The organism is Streptosporangium sp. NPDC000396, from assembly GCF_042898655.1.
Taxonomy (GTDB): Bacteria; Actinomycetota; Actinomycetes; order Streptosporangiales; family Streptosporangiaceae; genus Streptosporangium.
The window spans coordinates 81998-103756 of sequence record NZ_JBIAZA010000007.1 but is presented as its reverse complement, the minus strand read 5'-3'; the positions used below and the strand labels follow the sequence as shown (position 1 = coordinate 103756).

General features: G+C 71.5%; 14 protein-coding genes. 5 read left to right on the top strand and 9 right to left on the bottom strand.

Annotation, left to right across the window (positions count from 1 at the left end):
• Positions 1–207: 207 nt before the first annotated feature.
• From ACFY2X_RS13290 to ACFY2X_RS13275, 4 genes are all read left to right on the top strand, one after another.
• A complete protein-coding gene (locus tag ACFY2X_RS13290) occupies positions 208–2019 on the top strand; it encodes a peptide ABC transporter substrate-binding protein (RefSeq protein ID WP_389937080.1) in 1812 nt (603 codons plus the stop codon).
• A 72-nt stretch (positions 2020–2091) separates the two neighbouring features.
• A complete protein-coding gene (locus ACFY2X_RS13285) occupies positions 2092–3051 on the top strand; it encodes an ABC transporter permease (RefSeq protein WP_389937078.1) in 960 nt (319 codons plus the stop codon).
• Positions 3048–4034, top strand: a complete 987-nt coding sequence (locus tag ACFY2X_RS13280) for an ABC transporter permease (RefSeq protein ID WP_389937074.1) — start codon at positions 3048–3050, stop codon at positions 4032–4034. Before ACFY2X_RS13285 ends, ACFY2X_RS13280 begins: the two co-directional genes overlap by 4 nt.
• A 13-nt stretch (positions 4035–4047) precedes the next feature.
• The gene (locus ACFY2X_RS13275) at positions 4048–6207 is read left to right on the top strand and encodes a dipeptide ABC transporter ATP-binding protein (protein WP_389937072.1); all 2160 of its coding nucleotides are present in this window, start codon (positions 4048–4050) and stop codon (positions 6205–6207) included.
• Between the two features lie 2 nt (positions 6208–6209).
• Here the strand turns inward: ACFY2X_RS13275 and ACFY2X_RS13270 are convergent, their stop codons facing one another.
• From ACFY2X_RS13270 to ACFY2X_RS13240, 7 genes are all read right to left on the bottom strand, one after another.
• A complete protein-coding gene (locus ACFY2X_RS13270) occupies positions 6210–7445 on the bottom strand; it encodes a GNAT family N-acetyltransferase (RefSeq protein ID WP_389937069.1) in 1236 nt (411 codons plus the stop codon).
• A 138-nt stretch (positions 7446–7583) separates the two neighbouring features.
• Positions 7584–8066: a hypothetical protein gene (locus ACFY2X_RS13265; protein ID WP_389937066.1), complete on the bottom strand. Its 483-nt coding sequence runs from the start codon at positions 8064–8066 to the stop codon at positions 7584–7586.
• 123 nt (positions 8067–8189) lie between these two features.
• Complete coding sequence (locus ACFY2X_RS13260; RefSeq protein WP_389937063.1) at positions 8190–9020, bottom strand: sulfurtransferase; 831 nt, start codon at positions 9018–9020, stop codon at positions 8190–8192.
• Positions 9021–9273: 253 nt separating this feature from the next.
• Positions 9274–10269: an NAD-dependent epimerase/dehydratase family protein gene (locus ACFY2X_RS13255; RefSeq protein ID WP_389937060.1), complete on the bottom strand. Its 996-nt coding sequence runs from the start codon at positions 10267–10269 to the stop codon at positions 9274–9276.
• A gap of 68 nt (positions 10270–10337) precedes the next feature.
• Positions 10338–12542 carry a SulP family inorganic anion transporter gene (locus ACFY2X_RS13250; protein WP_389937058.1) on the bottom strand — a complete coding sequence of 735 codons (2205 nt, stop codon included), beginning with the start codon at positions 12540–12542 and terminating at the stop codon, positions 10338–10340.
• 126 nt (positions 12543–12668) lie between these two features.
• Positions 12669–14165 (bottom strand): hypothetical protein, encoded by a 1497-nt coding sequence (locus ACFY2X_RS13245; protein ID WP_389937055.1) that lies wholly within the window; start codon positions 14163–14165, stop codon positions 12669–12671.
• A 183-nt stretch (positions 14166–14348) separates the two neighbouring features.
• On the bottom strand, positions 14349–14915 hold the full coding sequence (locus ACFY2X_RS13240) for a YbhB/YbcL family Raf kinase inhibitor-like protein (protein ID WP_389937052.1): 567 nt from the start codon (positions 14913–14915) through the stop codon (positions 14349–14351).
• A gap of 93 nt (positions 14916–15008) precedes the next feature.
• Here ACFY2X_RS13240 and ACFY2X_RS13235 point away from each other — a divergent pair, with 93 nt between their 5' ends.
• The gene (locus ACFY2X_RS13235) at positions 15009–18353 is read left to right on the top strand and encodes a BTAD domain-containing putative transcriptional regulator (protein ID WP_389937049.1); all 3345 of its coding nucleotides are present in this window, start codon (positions 15009–15011) and stop codon (positions 18351–18353) included.
• On the opposite strand, the gene ACFY2X_RS13230 is transcribed toward ACFY2X_RS13235, so the two are convergent.
• Both ACFY2X_RS13230 and ACFY2X_RS13225 read right to left on the bottom strand, forming a co-directional pair.
• Positions 18350–18622 carry a hypothetical protein gene (locus ACFY2X_RS13230; RefSeq protein WP_389937046.1) on the bottom strand — a complete coding sequence of 91 codons (273 nt, stop codon included), beginning with the start codon at positions 18620–18622 and terminating at the stop codon, positions 18350–18352. The two genes, ACFY2X_RS13235 and ACFY2X_RS13230, sit on opposite strands and share 4 nt — an antisense overlap.
• A 1-nt stretch (position 18623) precedes the next feature.
• Positions 18624–21719 carry a DEAD/DEAH box helicase gene (locus ACFY2X_RS13225; protein ID WP_389937681.1) on the bottom strand — a complete coding sequence of 1032 codons (3096 nt, stop codon included), beginning with the start codon at positions 21717–21719 and terminating at the stop codon, positions 18624–18626.
• Between the last annotated feature and the right edge of the window lie 40 nt (positions 21720–21759).

The window sequence follows — 21759 nt, the reverse complement described above, 5'->3', positions numbered from 1 at the left end:
CGGTGCATGAGGCCCATCATGGACCATCGCGAAGACCACCGAAAGATGCCTCCGTCGAGTTCGACTTCGACTCTAATCCGAAAGAAGTGATCGAACAAAGTGGATTAGTTCCGTTGACTTCGAACATAACCATCTATACATTCTCCGCATTGAGCGCACCCCGGCCCCCGAAAGCGCAGGGCACGTGCACGTCAATCGAGGAGACCCATGCGGACGAGATTCCACAGGCGCGCACTCCGCGGCACCGCGGTCTTAGCCGGCGCGACCGTCATCGGGCTGGGCCTGGCCGCCTGCAGCGGCGGCGGCGGTTCGCCGAAAGGCGCCCAGGGCGGAAGTCAGGGCAAGGACACCGTGACCGTCGCCTTCCGGCCCCCCAACTGGATCCTGCCGATCTCGGCACCCGGCTTCACCCAGGGCGAGAACGCCATCTTCGGCGCGGCGCAGTATCGCCACCTGTACGAATACCGGCTGGACGGCTCGGCGAAGTACAACATCGATCCCGCGCGCTCGATGGCCGAACCGCCCGAGGTGAGCGACGGCGGCAAGACCCTGACGATCACGCTGAAGGACAACACCTGGTCGGACGGCAAGCCCGTCACCACCCGCGACGTGCGGTTCTGGTACAACCTCGTCACCGCGAACAAGGACAAGTGGGCGTCCTACCGGGCCGGTGGCTTCCCCGACAACATCGCCGACTTCACGGTCAAGGACGAGAAGACCTTCTCGCTGACGACGACGAAGGTGTACAACACCGCGTGGTTCGTCGGGAACCAGCTCAACCGCATCGTCCCCCTCCCGCAGCACGCCTGGGACAAGGACTCCGCGACGGCGCAGGTGAGTGACCTCGACACCACCCCCGCCGGCGCCAAGAAGGTCTTCGACTTCCTCACCGCGGCGTCGAAGGACCCCAAGACCTACGCGACCAACGACCTGTGGAAGGTCAACAGCGGCGCGTGGAAGCTGGAGAAGTACGTGCCGAACGGAGAGGTCGTCCTCACCGCTCGCGAGAACTACTCCGGCAGCGACAAGCCGAAGCTGTCCAAGGTGGTGCTGCGGCCGTTCACCGGTGACGACTCGGAGTTCAACGTGCTGCGCGCCGGTGAGATCGACTACGGGTACGTCCCCCCGGCCAACCTGTCCCAGCAGAAATACCTCGAGTCCAAGGGCTACACGGTTTCGCCCTGGTACGGGTGGTCCATCACCTACCTGCAGCTGAACTACAACAACCCCAAGTCCGGGCCCGTGTTCAAGCAGCCGTACCTGCGCCAGGCGATGCAGATGCTCATCGACCAGCCGACGATCAGCAAGGTCATCTGGTCCGGCATGGCCTCGCCGACATGCGGTCCCGTTCCTCTCAAGCCGGGCACCAACGGGTCAAGCGAGGGGTGCGCCTACTCGTTCGACCCCGCCAAGGCCAAGGAACTGCTGGAAAGCCACGGGTGGAAGGTGACCCCGGACGGGCGGACCACCTGCCAGAAGCCGGGCACGGGTCAGGACCAGTGCGGGGAGGGCATCGCCGCCGGCACGCCGCTGGCCTTCACGGTCACCAGCCAGACCGGCTTCTCCGCGACGACGAAGATGTTCGCCGAGATCAAGTCGCAGATGGCCAAGGTCGGGATCGACCTGACCATCAAGGAGGTGCCCGACTCGGTCGCGGTCACCCCGGCGTGCAAGCCGTCGGAGGCGAGCTGCTCGTGGGACATGTCCTTCTTCGGCTCCCAGGGCAGCTGGTACTACCCGGCCTTCGCCAGCGGCGAGCGGCTCTTCGCCACCGGCGCCCCGGTCAACCTGGGAAGCTACAGCGACCCCGAGGCCGACAAGCTCATCGAGGCGACGCAGTTCTCCGGCGACGACGCCACGCTGAAGGCCTACAACGACCACCTGGCCAAGGACCTGCCGGTGCTGTGGATGCCGAACCCCGTGTACCAGATCTCGGCGTACAAGTCGGGCCTGCAGGGGGTCGACCCGCAGGACCCGATGAACGGAATGTTCTTTCAAGACTGGTCCTGGAAGAGCTGAGGCACTGACCGTCCCGGACTCCGGTGGCGCCTGACCGGGCCACCGGAGCCCCCCGAACAAGGAGGGGCCCCCGTGGCCCGGTATCTCATCACGCGCCTGGGCCAGGCCCTCGTCATCGTCGTGCTCGTCACGATGATCACATTCGTCATCCTGCACCTCCTGCCGGGAGGCGCGGCGCGGGCCACCCTGGGCAAGGAGGCGACGCTGGAGCAGCTGGCGGCGTTCGACCACGAAATGGGCTACGACCGCCCCTGGGCCCAGCAGTACGTGATGTACGTACAGCGCCTGCTGCAGGGAGACCTCGGCTACTCGTTCCAGCTCAACCAGTCGGTCACCGAGGCCATCGGCCAGCGGCTGCCCAAGACCATGGTGCTGTCGCTGCTGTCGACACTGCTGGCCATCGTCGTGGCCATCCCGCTCGGGGTCGTCCAGGCGGTGCGGCGCAACCGGTGGCCCGACTACACCATCACCGCGCTCTCACTGCTGGCCTACGCCACGCCGATCTTCTTCATGGGCCTAATGATGATCATCCTTTTCTCGCAGGTCTGGCCGATCCTGCCGCCGGAGGCACCACAGGGGTTCACCCTGGGGGAGGTGCTCGCCGACCCGGCCGGACTCGTCCTGCCCACCGTCACGCTCGCCATCGTGACCATCGCGGTGTACTCGCGTTACGTGCGCTCCTCGATGGTCGACAACCTCAACGAGAACTACGTGCGCACCGCACGCGGCAAGGGGCTGTCGGAGCGGCGCGTGGTCCTCCTGCACACCCTGCGCAACGGGTTGTTCCCCGTCATCACGCTGCTCGGGATGTACCTGCCCGCGCTGTTCAGCGGTGCCCTGGTCGTGGAGTCGCTGTTCAACTTCCCCGGCATGGGACAGCTGTTCTGGCAGGCGGCGCTGAAGCGCGACTTCCCGATCCTGTTCGGGGTCACCCTGATCGTCTCGGTCGCGACCGTGCTCGGCGCGCTGCTCGCCGACCTGCTCTACGCCGCCGTCGACCCCAGGGTCCGTCTCCGAGCGAGCCGATCGTGACCGCGCCGGAGGGCCCGTCTTCGAGCGAGCCGATCGTGACCGCGCCGGCAGAGGCGACCGGTGCGCCGGGCGACCCCCTGCGGCAGCCGGGTGGCCCCCTGCCGCAGCCGGGCGACGTGGACGAGGCGCCCGTCCGGGGCCTGTGGCGCCAGGGGGCGGAGGTCTTCGGCGAGAACCGCCTGGCCCTGCTGGGCCTGGCCCTGTTCGTCCTGCTGGCCGGGGTCTGCTTCATCGGGCCGCTCTTCTACCACACCGACCAGGTGCACACCGATCTCGCGGCGGTATATCTGTCCCCCGGTACGGCAGGGCACCCGCTGGGAACCGACGGAGTCGGCTACGACCAGCTGGGGCGTCTCATGCTCGGCGGGCAGACCTCCATCGTCGTCGGGCTCGCGGCGGGCATCCTCGCGACCGTCGTGGGCACGCTGTGGGGGGCCGTCGCCGGATTCGCCGGCGGGTGGGTGGACGCGGGGATGATGCGGGTCGTCGACGCGATGATGTCGATTCCCTCGCTGTTCCTCTTCATGCTCATGGCCACCATCGTCACCCCGAGTGTGCCGATGCTCATCCTCATCATCGGAGCCTTCGCCTGGCTGGGACCGGCCCGGCTCGTGCGGGGCGAGGCGCTGACCCTGCGCTCTCGCGAGTATGTCCAGGCCATGCGTTCGATGGGGGGCACCGGAGGCCGCGCGGTGCGACGGCACATCGTCCCCAACGCCATCGGGACCGTGATCGTCAACGCGACCTTCCAGGTCGCCGACGCCATCCTCTACGTGGCCTACCTGTCGTTCCTCGGGCTCGGCGTCCCCCCGCCCGCGGCCAACTGGGGTGGGATGCTCTCCGACGGTCTCGCGGACACGTTCAGCGGCCACTGGTGGCTGCTCTACCCGCCCGGAATCGCCATCATTCTCATCGTCCTCGCCTTCAACTTCATCGGCGACGGGCTGAGGGACGTCTTCGAGGTCCGCCTCCGGCGGCGCTAGCAGGAGCAGGAACATGAGCGCACGGATCGACCCGACCGTCCGGCACCGCGAGGCGCCCGGTGAAACGGAAGACGGCCGGCCCCTGCTGCAGTTGCGTCATGTCAGCACCGACATCGCGCTGCGCCGGGGCACCGTACACGCCCTCGACGACGTCAACCTGGAGGTACGGCCGGGGCAGACCCTCGGCATCGTGGGAGAGTCGGGCAGCGGCAAGACGATGACCGCGCTGTCGGTCATGGGTCTCCTCCCTCCGGGCGGCGCCGTCGTCGACGGGCAGATCCTCTTCGAGGGCCGCGACCTGCGCTCCCTGCCGCCCGCGGAGGCGCGCCGGATCCGTGGCGTCCGGATGGGCATGGTGTTCCAGGACCCGCTCACCTCGCTCAACCCCACGATGCGTATCGGAGCCCAGGTCGCCGAACCGCTGCGCGTCCACGAGGGGGTCGGCAAGGCACAGGCGCGAGAGCGTGCCATCGAGATCCTGCGCCGGGTCGGGATGCCGCGCGCGGACAAGATCGTCGACGATTACCCGCACCAGCTCTCCGGGGGGATGCGCCAGCGGGTCGTCATCGCCATGGCGCTCATCTGCTCCCCGCGCCTGCTCATCGCCGACGAGCCGACGACGGCGCTCGACGTGACCACGCAGCGCCAGATCCTCGAACTCATCGACGACCTGCGCGAGGAGTTCGGGATGGCCGTCATCCTCGTCACCCACGACCTGGGAGTGATCGCCAACCGTGCCGACCGGGTCGCGGTCATGTACGCCGGCCGGGTGGTGGAGTCCGCGACGACCGCGGAGCTGTTCCGGTCGCCTCGGCACCGCTACACCGAGGCTCTCATGGAGGCGCTTCCGGAGTCGGCGACCCGCGAGACCGGCGGGCGCGGGCGGCTCTACAGCATTCCGGGCCTGCCGCCGGACCTGTCCCGGCCGCTGACCGGCTGCCGGTTCGCTCCTCGCTGCCGGTTCGCCTCGCAGGAGTGCCGTACCACGGAGGTGACCCTGTCGGACGACGAGCACCGGCACGCGTGCCTGCACCCGGTCGTCCAGGCCGCCGTCCCGGCCGTCCGGACGGCCGGGGCCGCCTCCCGGCCACCGGAACCGTCCGAGCCGGCACCTGTGCCGCTCACGCCGCCGCCGTCCGAGCCGTCCGCACCGGCGCCGGAGGCGATCCTGTCGATCCGCGGGCTGGTCAAGAACTATGAGGCGACGGTCGGCGGGGCGCTGCGACGGGTGTCGGGGCAGGTGAGCGCCGTGGCCGGGGTGTCGTTCGACGTCCGCCCGGGTGAGACCTTCGGGCTCGTGGGCGAGTCCGGGTGCGGCAAGTCCACCGTGGGCCGGCTGATCGTCGGGCTGGAGGAGCCGACCGGCGGGCAGATCGTCCTCGACGGCACCGACATCGCCACCCTGGACCGGCGCGCACGCCGCCGGATGCACCGGCAGGTCCAGCTGATGTTCCAGGACAGCTACGCGGCGATGAACCCGCGGATGCGGATCGACGCCATCCTCGCCGAGCCGCTGGAGATCCAGCAGGTGGGCGACCCGTCCACGCGCCGGGCCCGCGTCGCGGCGCTGCTGGACCAGGTGGGCCTGTCGCGGCGGGTTCTGGAGCGTTACCCCCACGAGTTCTCCGGCGGCCAGCTCCAGCGCATCGGGCTGGCCCGGTCGCTGGCCCTGCAGCCCCGGCTCATCGTCGGTGACGAGCCGGTGAGCGCGCTCGACGTGTCGATCCAGGCGCAGGTGCTCAACCTCATGCGGGACCTGCAGCACGAGCTGGGGCTGGCGTACGTGTTCATCAGCCATGACCTGTCCGTGGTCGACTACATGTCGGACCGGATCGGCGTCATGTATCTGGGCAAGCTCGTCGAGGTCGGTCCCGCCCACGATGTGGTCAGGGCCGCCCGGCACCCCTACACCCAGGCCCTGATCGACGCCGTCCCCTCCGCCGATCCCGGCCTCGCGCCGCGCGAGAGCATCACCATTCGTGGCGAGCTGCCCAGCGCGCTGAATCCACCCACAGGGTGCCGGTTCCGGACGCGGTGCCCCCTCGCCGAGCAGATCTGCGAGATCGAGCCGCCGCTGGTGGGCGACGCGCACCAGGTGGCCTGCCACTTCCCGCTGCGCCCTGAGTCGAGCGCGGCTGCCGACCGGTTCGCGCCGGCGGATTCCGGGCCGTGACCCTAGTACGGCAGGTAGTAGCTGAGCACGTCGGCGGTGAGCGGCGGGAAGAGCGCCTGGAACAGCTCGTCGTCGGGGCCGGGATAGACGTCGGGCCGGATCCGGGACAGCCCGTCGATCCCGTGCGGGCCGAACAGCAGCGCGGGAAGGTGGTCGGGGGCCACCCCGGCGCCGCCCACGGCTCCGGGCCCCTGCATCGCACCGCCGACGGTGACCGCGCCGAGGCCGTCGGCGCCGACCGGGATCCGGTAGTGGGCGCGGAAGGCGGAGATGACGATGTCCTTGCCGGCGCGGTCGACTTCGGCCGTCACGAGGCGGTGCCACAGCACCGGCCGCAGCCGGTCCAGCAACGCCGCCACGTCCGGGACGCGGATGTAGTACTGCTCCGCCTCCGTCCGTCGCTCATCGGCGAGAAACCCGTGCCACGCCGCCGCGGCCACCGTGCCCGCCCGCTCGACGACCTGCACCTGCCCGCCAGGGGCGAGGGCGGCGACACCGCGGAGCAGCTCCCGCGCCGCCGCCTCGTCGAGCGCGGCGGCCTCGGCCAGGAGAATCTCGTCGTCCGGCGGCGTGGTGCGCCCGGTGGCGACGACGGTGTCGTCGCGCTCCACCACCCAGGTGGTGCTCGCCTCGTGGGCCAGCAGCCACCGCCAGCACGCAGCCGAGTGGGGCATCGCCACGTCGAACCGGCTCTGCGCCATGTCCTGCAGCGCCGCCATCGCCGGGATGTCCGAAGGCCGGGCGGCCCGTAGCGCCGGTGCCCCGTCGCCGGCCGGTACGGTGCGCATGACCGGTGCGGGCGGTATGTCGATGGTGTACTCGTAGCCGAACAGCCGGTAGAAGTACGGGATTCCGATCATTATCTGCAGGACATGGCCCCGGGCGGCGGAGCGGTCGTGCGCCCACCGCATGAGCGCTCGCACGAGCCCGCGCCCTTCGTACTCCCGGTCGGTGGCGACCAGCTCGATCTGGCCCGCCGGGAGCCGTACGTCGCCGATGCGCAGCTCCTCGTCGAGGAGCGTCGCGGTGGAGACGACCCGATCGCCGTCGACCACCACGGCGCAGGCGGACCAGCCGGCGTCGGGGTCCGTCACGACCAGCCGGTGATCGAGGGCGTCGGGCTCCTCGCCTCTTTCGGCGAGGAGCGTGCTGATCTGCTCCAGGTCCGCGGGGCGTGCCTCTCTCAGGATGAGACCATCAGCCAGTGAGACGGGCAGGGAAGTGGCAGTCGCGATCACGCCGGGGACTATTCCACCACTCGATCGGCCCGTCCATTGGTTTTCGCCGGCCCCAGCCCGTCCGTCGCCCGGCCGCCCGCTCAGCCGTCCGTCCCCGCTCAGCCGTCCGGTGACCTGCTCAGCCGTCCGGTGACCTGCTCAGCCGGCCTGGGACCAGAGGCCTTCCCAGGCGGAGCATTTGCCGGTGATCCCGGTGGAGGTGCCCCGGCAGACCTTGGCCTCGGAAGACAACATGTATCCGGCGTTCACCCGGAAGGCGAGGGTCTCCGACTGCGAGCAGTTCTTGAAGGTCGCGGTGCGATACTTGCCCCTGTCCGTAAGCCACTTGATCTTCAGCCACGAGCAGGTGCGCGCACCCGCGCCGTCGTACAGGTCGCCGGAGATCCGTAAACCGGAGCCGGTGCTCCGGACGACGCCGCCCGCCCAGCCTTTCGTGTCGGAGGAGGCCGTCGGCCCCCAGTGCCAGGTCTCGGCCGAGGCCGATCCGGCCGTCGCGACGGACGCCACCGAGACGCCCGGGACGACGCCCGGGACGACGGCCGCCGTCGCGGCCGTCGGCAGGCCGAACGCCAGAGCGGCGGCGGTGGTGAGCCCGAGCAGGAAGCGAAGATCGCCACGCATGAGTTTCTCTCCCGGAGGTGCTGGAACTTCTACGCACCAAGGGATAGGCCAGCAGGCTTGCAGATGGCTTGGGACTCCTTGCAATGACGCGTTCACCTGGAGGAGGAACACCGCCCCCTCGATTCAGCCCGTCACCACGGGCAGGTCGGAGGGAAGCCCCCACTCGCTCCACGATCCGTCATAGACGGAGAGGTCACGGTACCCGGCCAGCTCGGCCCCCAGCGCCAGGACGCAGGCGGTGACCCCTGAGCCGCAGCTGAAGACCAGTCGCTCACGCTGTCCGGCGAGGTCGGAGAAGAGGGCCCGGAGCTCGCCGGTGGGACGCATGCGGCCGTCCACCTGGAGGTCGCCGAACGGCAGGTTCATCGCCCCGGGCATGTGCCCGCCCCGCAGCCCCGGCCGTGGCTCCTCGGCCCGCCCCGTGAAGCGCTCCCGGGTACGGGCGTCGAGCACCGCCACGGCGGCGTCCGGCAGCGCCGCCGTCACCACGTCGCTGCCGACGATCAGCCCCTCGCGCGGCCTCGCCGTGAAGTCTCCGGGCGAAGGCTCCTCCACCCCGGAGGGCTGCCGGGGCAGCCCGGCGGCGACCCAGGCGGGCATGCCGCCGTCGAGCACGCCGACCCGGTCGAAACCCATCGCCCGCAGCATCCACCACGCGCGGGCGCTGGAGTAGATGCCGGCGCCGTCGTAGACCACGACGGTGCTGTCGTCGTTCACCCCGAGCGCGCGCATCTCCTGCGTGAAGCGCTCCGCGCCGGGCATCGTGTGGGGCAACGGGCTCGACTGGTCGGACATCGCCCCGTCGATGTCGAAGAGCCGCGCACCCGGGATCCGCGGTTCCTCACCGCGATGGCTGCCCACGCTGGCATCGAGCACCACCAGGTCGGGATGGCCCAGCCGCTCCGCGAGCCAGTCGACGGTGACCAGGGGCCCAGGGACGGACAGTGAACTCATCGTGCGTCTCCTCCGGCTCCGACGGGTCGTCCCCCGGCCGGCTCGGCGAACCGGGCCGCCGCGCTCTCCACGTCGGTAACCATGTCTTTCTCCTACTTTCCGGCGATCACATAGCCTGCCAGAAAAGAGCCGCACGCGGCGCCACGGGCCCGGCAGGCGGCTCCGTCGTCGAGGCCGGGGATCCGCCCCCGCACCCGGGCGGATCCCCGGCCGATGAGCCGATCGAGCTGACTGGGCCGGTCGAGCCGGTTCTCTATGCCCACTCGGCGAGGATCCGGGTCTCCTTCTCCGGATCGATGCCGTGTTTGCCGAAGGAGCGCTCCTCCACGGGGATGTCGCGCAGCCAGGCCCAGGTGTCGCGGACGGTCTCGGCGACGGGACGGCAGCGCAGCCCGGCCGCGATGGCCTTCGCGGACGAAGTCAGCCAGATCCCGGCCAGGTCGGGACCCTCCGGAGCCCAGAGCGGCAGCTCGACCCACGGCCCGACCTCCCGGTCGAGCAGGAACCGGTCCTTCACCCAGACGAACTCCGCGTCCGAGCCCGTCACCGCGCGGCACTCGGCCAGCCAGTCACCGTAGGTGATGTTGCCCGGGGCCGCGGTGGTGAAGAAGCGGTCGTCGGTCCCCGCCTCGGCCTGGTCCAGGGTGAAGGCGGCGATGTCGCGGGCGTCGATGACCTGCATCGCCACGTCCGGGTCGCCCGGGGCGAGGACCTGCCCGCCCCGGGCGATCCGGGTGAGCCACCAGGGCAGGCGGCCGACGTCCTCGTGCGGGCCGAGGATGAGACCCGGCTCGATGATCAGGACGTTGCCGTCGAAGCCCTGCTCCACGGCACGCTCGCAGCCCGCCTTGAGCGTGCCGTAGTCGCCGTCGCCGGGCCCGGCGTCCGGGGCGCATTCGAACCGGGGCGAGCTCTCGTCGGCTCCCGTCGTTTCCGGCCAGGCGGAGCAGGCCGAGATGCTGGAGACGAACGAGTAGGTGGCCGCCCTGCCGTTGAGCGCGCGCACCGACTCGCCGACGACCCGGGGGACGTACCCGCAGACGTCGACGACCGCGTCCCACTCCCGGCCGTCGGCCAGACGCGCCAGGTCCTCGGCCACCTCGCGGTCGCCCCGGACCACTTCGACACCGGGCAGGTCGGCCCCGCTCCGGCCTCGGTTGAAGGTCGTGACCTCATGCCCGCGCCGCAGCGCCTCCTCGAGGACCGCCCGGCCGAGGAAGACGGAGCCGCCGATGATCAAAGTTCTCATGGCGCTTCATTGTTCGCCTTCCTCGGGAACGGGGCCATGCGCTTTCACCCCTGGCGCAAGCCGTCCGCTCAGAGCGGACTGGCGGTGACCGGCGGCTGTTCGAGGACGTGGACCCGGGCCGTGCCGATGTCGAAGTAGAGGCCCACCAGCTGCAGGCGCCCCGCGCGGACGAGCTGGTCCACCTGGGGGTAGGTCCGCAGATTCTCCAGCTGCTGGATCACGTTGACCCGGCAGAGGCGGTCCAGCGGGCCGCAGTCGGTGCCGTCGCTCTCGGTGGCGACGAACCGGGCCAGGGTGTGGTTGCCATGGCGCAGCCAGCGGCCGAGCGCGGGCAGGTCGGACGTCTTCTCGCCGCCGCCGAGCAGCGCGGCCATGGCTCCGCAACCGGAGTGGCCGCAGACCGTGATGGTCCGGATGTTGAGCGCCCGGGTCGCGTACTCGATCGCGGCCGCCACCGAGTCGTCAGCGGGCACCGAGCCCCAGCGGGGGATCAGATTGCCGATGTTGCGGAGGGTGAACAGGTCACCGGGCCCGCTGGCGGTGATCAGATTCGGCACGATCCGCGAGTCCGCACAGGTGATGAACAGGTGCGAGGGCTCCTGCTTGCGGGCCATCGCGTGCAGGAACGGGCGGATCAGCGGGGCCGTGCGGCGGTGGAACTCCCGGGCGCCCGCGAGTAGATCCGGTACGGCGGGGCTGCTCCCTCCCGGAGTGTGCTGGGCCGGGATCACCGGGAGGCTCGCGGGCGCCGGCCGGGGCCGGCTGCGCCGCCGGTGGGCCCAGGGCAGCCACCAGCGGTCCGGCGCCCGGGGAGGGGTCTTGGCCGGGAACATCCGGGCGCCGCTCGCGGCCATGGAGTACCACTCGTCGTGGATCTCGTCGATGTCCACGGTGCCGCCGCCGCGCTCGTGGTTGTGCCGCCAGGCGTGGATGGCCTCGAAGGCCGCGTTGTCCATGAAGTCGATGTTCAGGTCGAGCTCCACGGCCGCTCCGGCCGGGATGGCGTGGAGCTCCGAGGTGAGCCTGGGCACGCCGAGGAAGGTCAGCGAGCCGGCGATCAGCACGTGCCAGCGGCCGTCGGCCTCGGGCGTGGCCCGTACGGTGACCCAGGTGAGACGGCGCAGCGCCGACAGGGCGGCGAGGCCGAGACCGAACAGCACGCCTTCGGCGAGGCCGAGCAGCACGACCCCGGCCATGGTGACGACGTAGACCGGCACCTCGCTGTGACCGCGCAGGTTGCGCAGATGCCCCATGTTGACCATCTGGACGCCGATGAAGACGAGCAGCGCCGCCAGCGCCGGCATCGGGATGAGCTTGATCATCCATCCCAGCCAGACGGCGAAGACCAGGATCCACACGCCGTGCATGATCGCGGACCAGCGGCTGCGGGCCCCGGCGCGGACGTTGGTGGTGCTGCGCACGATCACCCCGGCCACGGGCAGGCCGCCCAGCGCGCCGGTCACCATGTTGGCCACGCCCTGGGCGGTGAGTTCCCTGTCCAGGTCGGACCGTCTGCCGTCGTGCAGTTTGTCGGTGGCCACGGAGCAGAGCAGGGACTCCACCCCGGCCAGCAGGGCCACGAGCAGCACCGCCGCGCTGATGCCGTGCCAGTCGCCCTTCGGCCAGGCCGGTGCGGCCCACTCGCCCAGGCTCTGGGAGAGGTCGACCTGGGTGATGTTCCAGTCGAGCACCCCGGCGGTCGCCGAGGCGACGAACAGGGCCGCCAGCGGTGCCGGGACGATCCGGAGCCGCTGCGGCAGCCGGGTCCAGCCCACCAGGACCGCGACGGTGAGCAGGCCGGTGAAGACCGCGTGGTTGTGGTTGTCGATGATCTGCTGGGGCAGCTCCACCAGGTTCTCGATCGCGGACCGTTGCGGGCTGCCGCCGAGCACCACGTGTAACTGGGACAGGGCGATCACCACGCCGACCCCGGCGAGCATGCCGTGCACCACGGCGGGGGAGACCGCCAGCGCCGCACGGGCGACCCGGAACACCCCCAGGAGGAGTTGCAGTGCGCCCGCGAGGAAGGTGATCATGCAGGTGGCGCGCCAGCCGTACGTCGTGACCAGCTCCGCGACCACCAGCGAGAGCCCGGCGGCGGGTCCGCTTACCTGGACGGCCGAGCCGCCCAGGTAACCCGCCACCACACCGCCCACCACGGCGGCGACGAGCCCGGCCGCCAGCGGTGCTCCCGAGGCGACCGCGATGCCCAGCGAGAGGGGCACCGCCACCAGGAAGACCACCAGGGAGGCGGGCAGGTCGTGCCGCAGCACGGAGGCAATGTTACTTTTTGTGAAGTTTGTGTCACTCTTCGTGTCCGTCCCCATGGGACAGACCTTATGCGTCCAGCTCTCGCTGGTTAAGCCGTTATCGGAGGCCTTTACGGAGGGAGAAGGAAATCAGCGGTAATAGTCGGGGTAGTCCGGCTCCTGCACCCGGCGGCGGCCGCCTCGCGATCCCGCGTGGCCCTGCTCGTCGGGGGTGGCGGCGGAACCGGTGCTGTAGCCCGGCCAGCTCCCGCCGGCGCCGTCACCGCCGCCGGGCGTGGGCTCCGGCCAGGCGGCGGGGGACGCCGGGGTGTGCCGGTTGGTCTCATAGCCGTAGCCGCCGCCCTGCATGGAACCCGACCGCGTGTCGACCGTGCGGTCGTCGTAGGGGGAGACGGTCCGGGAGGGACCGGTCGGGGTCGAGACCGCCGGGCTCGGGCCGGTGACCGTGTCCTCGTCGATCGTGGCCCAGCCGGAACTCACCTCGTAGGAGGCGGTGGGCGGGGCGCTGTACACCGGCATCTGGTACGAGTCGTAGGACGGGGCCGGGTCGTCGAGTATGTCGGCGGTGGGCGCGGCCGGCCAGCCTCCGGAGGTCGGAGACGTGGCCCGCGCCCAGGGGTTGTCGGAGATGTCCTTGGGAGGTTCGTTCGCGGTGCCGTACGGCGCCGCCGACGGGTTCGTGCTCGGCGCGGCGGGGAAGCCGCCGCTGGTCGTGGGGCCCATCGGGGGCATCGGCCTGTTGCCGGGGTCGGAGCCGCGCGTACCGCCGGTCGCGGGCGCCGGGCCGCCGGCGGTCGCCGGGCCCGCGCCGCGCGGGTAGGAGCCGCCCAGCGGGTCGCTCAACGGGTCGGGCCGGGAGGGGGCACCGCCACCCGGAGCGCGGGAGGGGACACCGCCGCTCGTGGCGCGGGAGGAGGCGCCGCCGGCGGCGGCGCGGCTGCTCCGGCGGGAACTCGACCGCGGGGTGCGGGCTTCGGGGAAGGTGCCGGGCGTGGGGGCCGCGAAGGTGACGGTCTTCTGCTCGGCGAGCGCGGCGGCGGTGGGAGCCGGGTTCGGCTGGACCGGACCGGTCAGGTCGGACAGGCCCGACGGCAGGGAGGCCGAGGCGATGGCGGGCTCGGGGTCGGGAGCCGGGGCGGGCCGGGGCGGCTGCCTGACCGGCAGCGGCGCCTGCATGGTCACCGCGTCGGCGTCCACCCGGGGAGGCTGGCCGGGCTGGTCGTGATCGGCGGGAAGGGGACGGCTCGTGCCCATCCGGGCTGCCAGGGATCCGCCGAAACCGCCGTCGTCGGCCTGGAGGCGTGTCCAGTAGTCGTCGTCGTAGTCGTCGGTCTCGCCGAACTCGGTGACGCCGCGCTTGCCGCGTGCACCCGCCGGGCGCGGGGGGCGCGGCGGCTTCGGCTCGTCGAACGGGGTCAGGTCGGGGGAGTAGTGGGTCATCTTCGGCTCGCGCGTCGCGAAGTCGTCGATGGACACGGTAGGCGTCTGCGCCTCTTTCTCGGCCATCTCCCGCAGGCGCTCCGCCGGGAGCGCGCTCTCCCTGCGGTTCATCGACCGCATTCCCAGTGCCACGACGACGAGCACGAGGAGCACGACGGCGACCAGGCTCACTATGACCGCGATCATTGCACCACCCTCAAGGCCATGGCCTTCCAGCGGCGCCGGTGAGGTCGCGCGGCCATCGACGCGACCTGCCCCCTTGCATCACCTGCGCTCGGACATTGGATCTGATTGTGTCGGACCACTATGAGCGTTGTCACACCCTAAGTGAAGATTCGGTAACCATTACTACCTCCGGTGTTTGGCATGTCACTCGATGTGCGCCGTGGTGATTCGTCCCCAGGCGATCGTTTTGTCCGCGATGCTCTTCAAGGTCTCGCTGAGGGGGGCGCCCTTGTGGAGATGGACCTTGGCGTTGAGCGCGTAGACAGTGAAACGATAGTTCTCCTGGGCGCGGCATGGGGAGGCGTAGCCCACCTTGCCGCTTGTCGTGCTTCCCTCCACGGCTCCCACGGGCACACTGTTCTCAGCCAGTTCGTTGGTGCGCGGGTCGATGTCGAACACGACCCAGTTCACCTCGCCACCGGTGCGTGAGTTGCTGTCGGCCACGATCGCGACGGACTTCGCGCTTTCCGGCACCCCCGACCAGCGCAGCGGCGGGTTACCGGCCGAACCCCTGCACGAGTAGTCGGAGGGCAGAGGAGCGCCGTCCCGCAGCAGGGGGCTGGAGACGCTGATCGGCTTCAGCTGCAGCCGATCGGCGGAGGCGGAGTTGCTCACTATCCCACAGCCTGAGGAAACGACGACGAACGCCGCGGCGAGTGCCGTTCCGACGGCCTGCCGCGGGCGGTGCGTAGACGTATTCGGCTGCCCCATGCCCGATGATGCTACGCGGGTCTGGAAGATGCGCAGACCGGATCGCGAGGTTCCATGGCGCGGAAATACTCGGTAATCGGACAGAATCAAAGCGTGGAGGGGGTGAGGTTGGACACCGAGATCAGCTTCACCATTCTCGGCCCCCTGGAGATTCGCCGTGGTGACGAGGCTGTGGAGATCGCCGGGCAACGTCTGCGCACCCTCCTCGGCCTGCTTCTCCTCGACGCCGGCCGGGTCGTGCCGATCGACCGGCTGGTTGCCGGGGTGTGGGAGGAGCGCCCTCCGAACGCGGTCGGAAACGCGCTGCAGGCCCTGGTCTCCCGGCTGCGGGCCACGCTGGCCGATCGGCGGGGGCTCGTCGAGGCCGACGCCGCCGGCTACCGGCTGGCCGTCGATCCCGACCGGGTGGACGCCCACCGGTTCGCCCGGCTGGCCGCCGAGGGCCGCGCGGCCCTGGCGGCGGGCGCCCCGGCCGACGCCGCGACCGCGTTCCGCGCCGCGCTCGGGCTCTGGCGCGGGCCCGCCCTGGCCGACCTGGCGGGAAACGACGCCGTCGCCGCCGCGATCACCAGGCTGGACACGCTCCGCCTGGCCACCGTCGAAGACCGCGTCGAGGCCGACCTGCTGCTCGGGCGGCACGCAGAGGTGGCCGCCGAGCTGCCCGCGCTGATCACCGCCCACCCGCTGCGCGAGCGGCTCCGAGGTCAGCTCATGCGCGCTCTGTACGGCTCGGGCCGCCAGGTCGAGGCCCTGGCCTCCTACGAGGACGCCCGCGCGGCCTTCGCCGACGAGCTCGGCGCGGATCCCTCACCCGAACTGGTCGCCCTCCACCTGTCGATGCTGCGCCGGGAGTGGGCCGAGGGCGCCGCCGTACGGCTCCCGCCCTCCACTGAGGTTCCGTCACCCGCCGGGGTCCCGTCACCCGCCGAGGTTCCGTCATCCGCCGGGATCCCGTCACCCGCCGAGGTTCCGGTTCCGCGGCGGGGAAACCTGCGGGCCAGGCTCACCAGCTTCGTCGGCAGGGAGCGCGACATGGCCCGAACGGCCGAGCTCCTCGCCGCCCACCGGCTGGTCACCCTGCTCGGCCCCGGCGGTGCGGGCAAGACCAGGCTGGCGATCGAGTCGGCCGAGGCGATCGCCGGCCGGATGCCCGACGGGACGTGGCTGGTCGAGCTCGCCCCGGTGGCCGAGCCGTCCGAGGTCCCGCAGGCCGTGTTCTCGGCGCTGGAGCTGCGTGACGTCCCCGCGCCGGCACGTTCCTCCGCGCCCGGCGGGATCCCCGTGCCCACCGCCCGTGACCCGCTGACCCGCCTGAGCGCGAGCCTCGCCGGGAAACGGCTGCTGATCGTCCTGGACAACTGCGAGCACGTGATCGAGGCGGCGGCGACGCTCGCCGACCAGGTGCTCGGGAGCTGTCCGGAGGTGCGGATCCTGGCCACCAGCCGCGAACCGCTCGGCATCACCGGCGAGACGGCCTGGCCGGTGCCGCCGCTGGGCCTTCCACCCGGCGACGGCGATCCGCGAGAGGCCCTCGGCTACCCGGCCGTGCGCCTGTTCGCCGAACGCGCCGAGGCCGTCCGTCCCGGTTACCGGCCCGCGGGCGAGGCCGCCGCGGTCGTGCGGATCTGCCGTGAGCTCGACGGCATGCCGCTCGCCATCGAGCTCGCGGCCGCCCGTCTCCGCTCGCTGTCAGCCGAGCAGATCGCGGACCGGCTCGACGACCGCTTCCGCCTGCTGACCGGCGGCAGCCGTACGGCGCTGCCCCGCCACCAGACGCTCCGCGCGGTGGTCGGGTGGAGCTGGGACCTGCTGGACGAGCAGGAGCGGACGCTCGCCCGCCGCCTGTCCGTCTTCGCCGGGGGCGCCGCCCTCGACTGCGTCGAGCGGGTCTGCGCAGGGCACGGCCTGGACGCCGCCGACGTGCTCGACGTGCTGGCCCGGCTGGTGGACAAATCCCTGCTGGCGGCCGACGACCACGGCAGCGCCGTCCGCTACCGGATGCTGGAGACCATTCGCGCCTACGCGGCCGAGCGGCTGGCCGAGTCGGGCGAGCAGGGGCGCGTACGGCTGGCACACGCGACGTTCTTCACCGAGCTGGCGGAAAGGTCCGACCCCGAACTCCGCGACCGCCGGCAGATCGCAGCAGTCACCGAGATGGCCGCCGAGCACGACAACCTGTCGGCCGCGTTGCGCTGGACCGTCGAGGTGGCCAGGGCCGACCTGGCGCTGCGGCTGGTCGGCGCCCTGGGGTGGTACTGGTGGCTGAGCGGCTACCGGGCCGAGGGCGCCCGTCGCGCGCGCGAGGTGCTCCGGCTCGCCGGAGACGACGCCGACCCCGGGGCGCTCTCCCTGGCCCGCGCGGCCTACGGGTCCAACGCGGTGGGCGCCGGGATCGAACTCGACACGGCGCGGGCCGAGCTGTCCGAGGTGGTACGGCTGGCCGAAGAGAGGCTGCCCCGGCCCTGGCACCCGATGGTCGCGATGGCGGGGCCGGTCGTCGCGGTGTTCGGCGGCCAGTCCGGGAACGACGACCCCTCTCTGGGTGAGATGCTCACCCACCCCGACCCCTGGGTGGTCGCCTCGGCTCATCTGTTCCAGGGGTTCGCGCACATGGCGGCGGGCCGTATCTCCGAGAGCGGGACGGAGCTGGCGATCGCCATGCGGGGCTTCCAGGAGGTCGGTGACCGCTGGGGCGTCGGCAACGTGCTGGCCGCCCTCGCGGACGCGGACCTCCTCCACGGCGAACCGAAACGGGCGCTGGAGAAGATGCACGAGGCCATCGCCCTGCTGAAGGAGATGGGCGCGGCCGACGAGGTCGCCTACATGCGCAGCCGTCTCGCGCTCGGGCTCAACCTCGCCGGAGATCGGGCGGCGGCCGAGAAGATCCTGGAGGAGACCCTTCGCAGGGCCGTCCAGAACGGGGACCGGGTCACCGCGATGAACCTGCTCAGCGCCCGGGGCGACTTCGCCCGCGAGGACGGCGAGCTGGACGAGGCCAGGCGCCACTACGCCGACGCCATGCGCATGATCGATGAGACCCCCGGCGTCGTGCCGCATCCGCGGGCGCTGCTGAACGCGTCGCTGGGACTGCTGGCCGAGCAGGAAGGCGACCTGCCCCGCGCCCGGAGGCTGCTCGGCTCCGCGCTGGAACAGGCGGAGGCGACCGGGGAGGCGACCATGCTCGGCCTGGCGCTGATCGGCTTCGCCGCGCTGATGCTGGCGGACGGTGCCCCGGACAGGGCGGCCATGCTTCTCGGCGGGGCCGCCACGGCCCGGGGCATCGACGCGGTGGTCGACTTCGACCACGTGCGGATCACCGACCGCGCGACGGCCGCGCTCAGCCGGGAGGAATATCTCCGGTGGTACGAGCGCGGCCGTGCCCTGTCCCGCGAGGAGGTCATCGCCCTGGCGGCCGGGGACGTGCCTCCCGCACCCTAGTCGTCGCCCAGTTCCCGGTAGGGCCTCCTGAGCAGGTCGATGAGCGGGATGTGCCGGACCTTGACCGGCGGCGGTTCCAGCGCCCGCAGCAGCAGGTCCGCGGGGGCCGTCGCGGCGCCAGGCCGCGGCCGCAGCCGGTTCAGCGAGACGGCGGGGGCGTAGAAGTCGGCCAGCCGCTCGTCGAACGACACGTCCGCCTCCTCGGCCGTCACCTGACCCTGCCCGGCCGGGGACGTCACGTCGTGGTCGTGGTCGTGGTCGTGGGTCATGTCAGCTCACCGCCCCGGGGCCGAGCCGGAACAGCTCACGCAGCTGCTCGGTGGACAGGCCGGCGATCCAGTCTTCTCCGGTGCCGACCACGCTCTCGGCGAGCGACTTCTTCCGCTCGATCATCTCGTCGATCCGCTCCTCCAGGGTGTCCACACAGATGAACTTTCTGACCTGGACATTCTTCGTCTGGCCGATCCGGAAGGCTCGGTCGGTCGCCTGGTCCTCCACCGCGGGGTTCCACCACCGGTCCACGTGGATCACGTGGTTCGCGGCGGTCAGGTTCAGGCCGGTTCCGGCCGCCTTCAGCGACAGCAGGAACAGCATCGGCTCGTCGTCGCGCTGGAACCGTTCCACCAGCTCCTCACGTTTGTGCTTGGTCAGCCCGCCGTGCAGCCACAGCACCGGCCGGTCCAGGTGGGCGGCCAGGTAGGGCTGCAGGAGAGAGCCGAACTCGGCGTACTGGGTGAAGACGAGAGCCTTGTCGCCCTCGTCGGTGATCTCCTCGGCCAGCTCCTCCAGCCGGGCCAGCTTCCCCGACCTGCCGGCCAGCCGCGAGCCGTCCCTGAGCAGGTGGACAGGGTGGTTGCAGATCTGCTTGAGCCGGGTCATCGTGGCCAGCACGTTGCCGCGCCGCTCGATTCCCTCGGAACGGTCGATCTTGTCCAGCATGTCGTTCACCACGGCCTTGTACAGCTCCGCCTGCTCCTGGGTGAGCGTGCACCAGACCTTCATCTCCAGCTTCTCCGGCAGATCGGAGATGATCGACCGGTCGGTCTTGAGGCGCCGCAGCACGAACGGCCCGGTAGCCCGCTTCAGCGCCCTGGTGGCGTCCTCGTCGCCTCGCGCCTCGATCGGCTCCTGGTAGCGCTTTCGGAAGCGCTTGGCCGGGCCGAGCAGGCCGGGGTTGCAGAACTCCATGATCGACCAGAGCTCGGAGAGGTGGTTCTCCACGGGGGTGCCGGTCAGCGCCAGCCGGGTGCGGGCCGGAATGAAGCGCATCGCCCGGGACTGCTGTGCCGCGCTGTTCTTGATCGCCTGGGCCTCGTCGCAGACCACCCTGTCCCACTCCAGGGCCGCCAGCGCTCCCAGGTCCCGCAGCGCCGTGCCGTACGTGGTCACGACCAGATCGGCCTCCCGCACGGCCGCGGCCAGCTCGTCGTCCCGCTTGCGCGTTCCGCCGTGGTGGACGTAGACCCGCAGCGAGGGGGCGAACCGGGCCGCCTCCTTCTGCCAGTTGCCGACCAGCGACATCGGGCAGACCAGCAGTGTCGGCCCGGGCGTGCCGTTCTCGCGTTCGGACAGCAGCAGGGAGAGGGTGGATATGGTCTTGCCGAGCCCCATGTCGTCGGCGAGGACACCGCCGAGGCCCAGCCCGGACAGGAAGCTCAGCCACGACAGGCCACGCTCCTGGTAGGGGCGCAGCGTCCCCTTCAGGTCCCGGGGCGCGCCGACCGGGGTGAGGCGGCGCTCGGCCTCGCCGGAGAGGAGATCGCCGAGGGGGCCGTCGGCGTCCACCGCGACCAGCGGCAGCTCTTCGTCGCCGCCGTCCACGACCTCGCGGATCACCTCGCCGACGGTCCTCTCGTCGCCGCCCCGCCGCTCGACGACCTTCAGCGCCTCCTTGAGTTGCCGGTCGTCCAGTTCGACCCACTGGCCCCTGACCTGGACCAGGGGAATCCTGAGCTCGGCCAGCTCGGCCAGTTCCTCCCGGCTGATCGTGTGGTCGCCGATGGCCACATCCAGCCGGACGCTCACCCGCCGGTCCAGGCCGAACCCCTCACCGGTGATCGTGCGCGTGGTCAGCTTCAGCCCCAGGCCCTGGCGTCCCGCCCAGGCGGGGAGCCGCACGCCGTACCCGGCGGCCGCGAGCACGGGCGCGCCGTTGCGCAGGAAGGAGAACGCCCAGGCCGTCTCGACCGAGAGACTCGACGGTTCGGGGTCGCGCAGCGCGATGTGGAGATCGGGATGGAGGCGGACGGCACGGCCCAGGTCGGCGCGGAGAACCTCCTCGGGCCGTTCGGGCAGCCAGGAGGCCCGTTCCCCGGCCCGGATCCGGTCGGCGGACAGGTAGTCCGGCTCGCCCGGCTCCGCATGGGCGGCGGCGGAGCGGTTGGGGACGGCGGCCGGGGCGAGACCGAACTCCACCCTCCACGGGCCGCCCTCCTCCGCGGGCTCGACCAGCCGGAAACAGGCCCGGACCGGCCCGTCCAGCCCGTGCGCCGCGACGAACCAGTCGTGCAGGGCGGCACCGAGCGCCGCCGCTTCGGCGGGCTTCGCGCCCGGCAACGAGGCGTTCTCGGCGGTCAGTCCGTAAAGCCAGCGATCGGCCAGCGCCGTCTTGAGCCTCGGCCGGCCGCCGACGATCAGGCGATCGGGCAGCGACCGCCGGGCCGCGCCGTCGACCAGGCCGTTCAGCGCCTCGTGCAGTACCTCCGCCGACGGCCGCTCCTCGGGCACCGCCCTGCAGACCGGTGGCATCGCGGCGGCGAGGTCGCGGAACGCGGCCAGGTCCGCGCCGGTGAGCACGGGCCGCCAGCGAGCCGCATGCTTGTCGTCCTCCACGACGAGCTGGGGCAGGATCCGCCCGCGCCGCACCAGATCCCACGCGTGCTCGGCGAGCACGGCGAGATAGCGGAGGGAGAGACCGGGCCCCCATTCGAGCCCGCCGGCACGCACGTCGCCGGAGTCGAAACCGGACGAGCCCGCGCCGAAGTCCATGCCGGACAGCGAGTCGAGCAGGAGGAGCGCCTCGGCAGGGCGGAACAGCAGCGCCGGGACGTGCCAGGCGGAGATCTTCGGGCTCCGCACCGGACTCGCCAGGCCTGACTCGGGCGACGGCAGCGGCCCTCTGGCCGAGCCGGGAAGCCGCAGGGTCAGCTCGCGTCTTTCGGCCCCGGCAACGGCACTCATGAAGGCCTCTCCGGAAGCCGCCTCGCCCGCGGTGGCCGCGCCGAGGGCGGCGGCCAGCATGTCCGCGGAGGCGGCGAACGGATGAGGGCGGAGCGCGGCGCGCGAAACGGGGGCGGAATCGGGGGGCCGGGCGGTGTCCTCCGCCCAGACCCCCAACCGTCCGTCCACCCAGCCGCCGTGGACCATCAGCACGCAATCACCTCGGTTCTCGTCGTCACCTGTTCTC

Excerpts from the sequence above, each read along its gene's own strand:
- ACFY2X_RS13260 (WP_389937063.1), bottom strand. The coding sequence starts at position 9,020 with ATGAGTTCACTGTCCGTCCCTGGGCCCCTGGTCACCGTCGACTGGCTC.
- ACFY2X_RS13240 (WP_389937052.1), bottom strand. The coding sequence starts at position 14,915 with ATGGGGCAGCCGAATACGTCTACGCACCGCCCGCGGCAGGCCGTCGGA.
- ACFY2X_RS13245 (WP_389937055.1), bottom strand. The coding sequence starts at position 14,165 with ATGATCGCGGTCATAGTGAGCCTGGTCGCCGTCGTGCTCCTCGTGCTC.
- ACFY2X_RS13255 (WP_389937060.1), bottom strand. The coding sequence starts at position 10,269 with ATGAGAACTTTGATCATCGGCGGCTCCGTCTTCCTCGGCCGGGCGGTC.
- ACFY2X_RS13225 (WP_389937681.1), bottom strand. The coding sequence starts at position 21,719 with ATGGTCCACGGCGGCTGGGTGGACGGACGGTTGGGGGTCTGGGCGGAG.
- ACFY2X_RS13265 (WP_389937066.1), bottom strand. The coding sequence starts at position 8,066 with ATGCGTGGCGATCTTCGCTTCCTGCTCGGGCTCACCACCGCCGCCGCT.
- ACFY2X_RS13275 (WP_389937072.1), top strand. The coding sequence starts at position 4,048 with ATGAGCGCACGGATCGACCCGACCGTCCGGCACCGCGAGGCGCCCGGT.
- ACFY2X_RS13290 (WP_389937080.1), top strand. The coding sequence starts at position 208 with ATGCGGACGAGATTCCACAGGCGCGCACTCCGCGGCACCGCGGTCTTA.
- ACFY2X_RS13230 (WP_389937046.1), bottom strand. The coding sequence starts at position 18,622 with ATGACCCACGACCACGACCACGACCACGACGTGACGTCCCCGGCCGGG.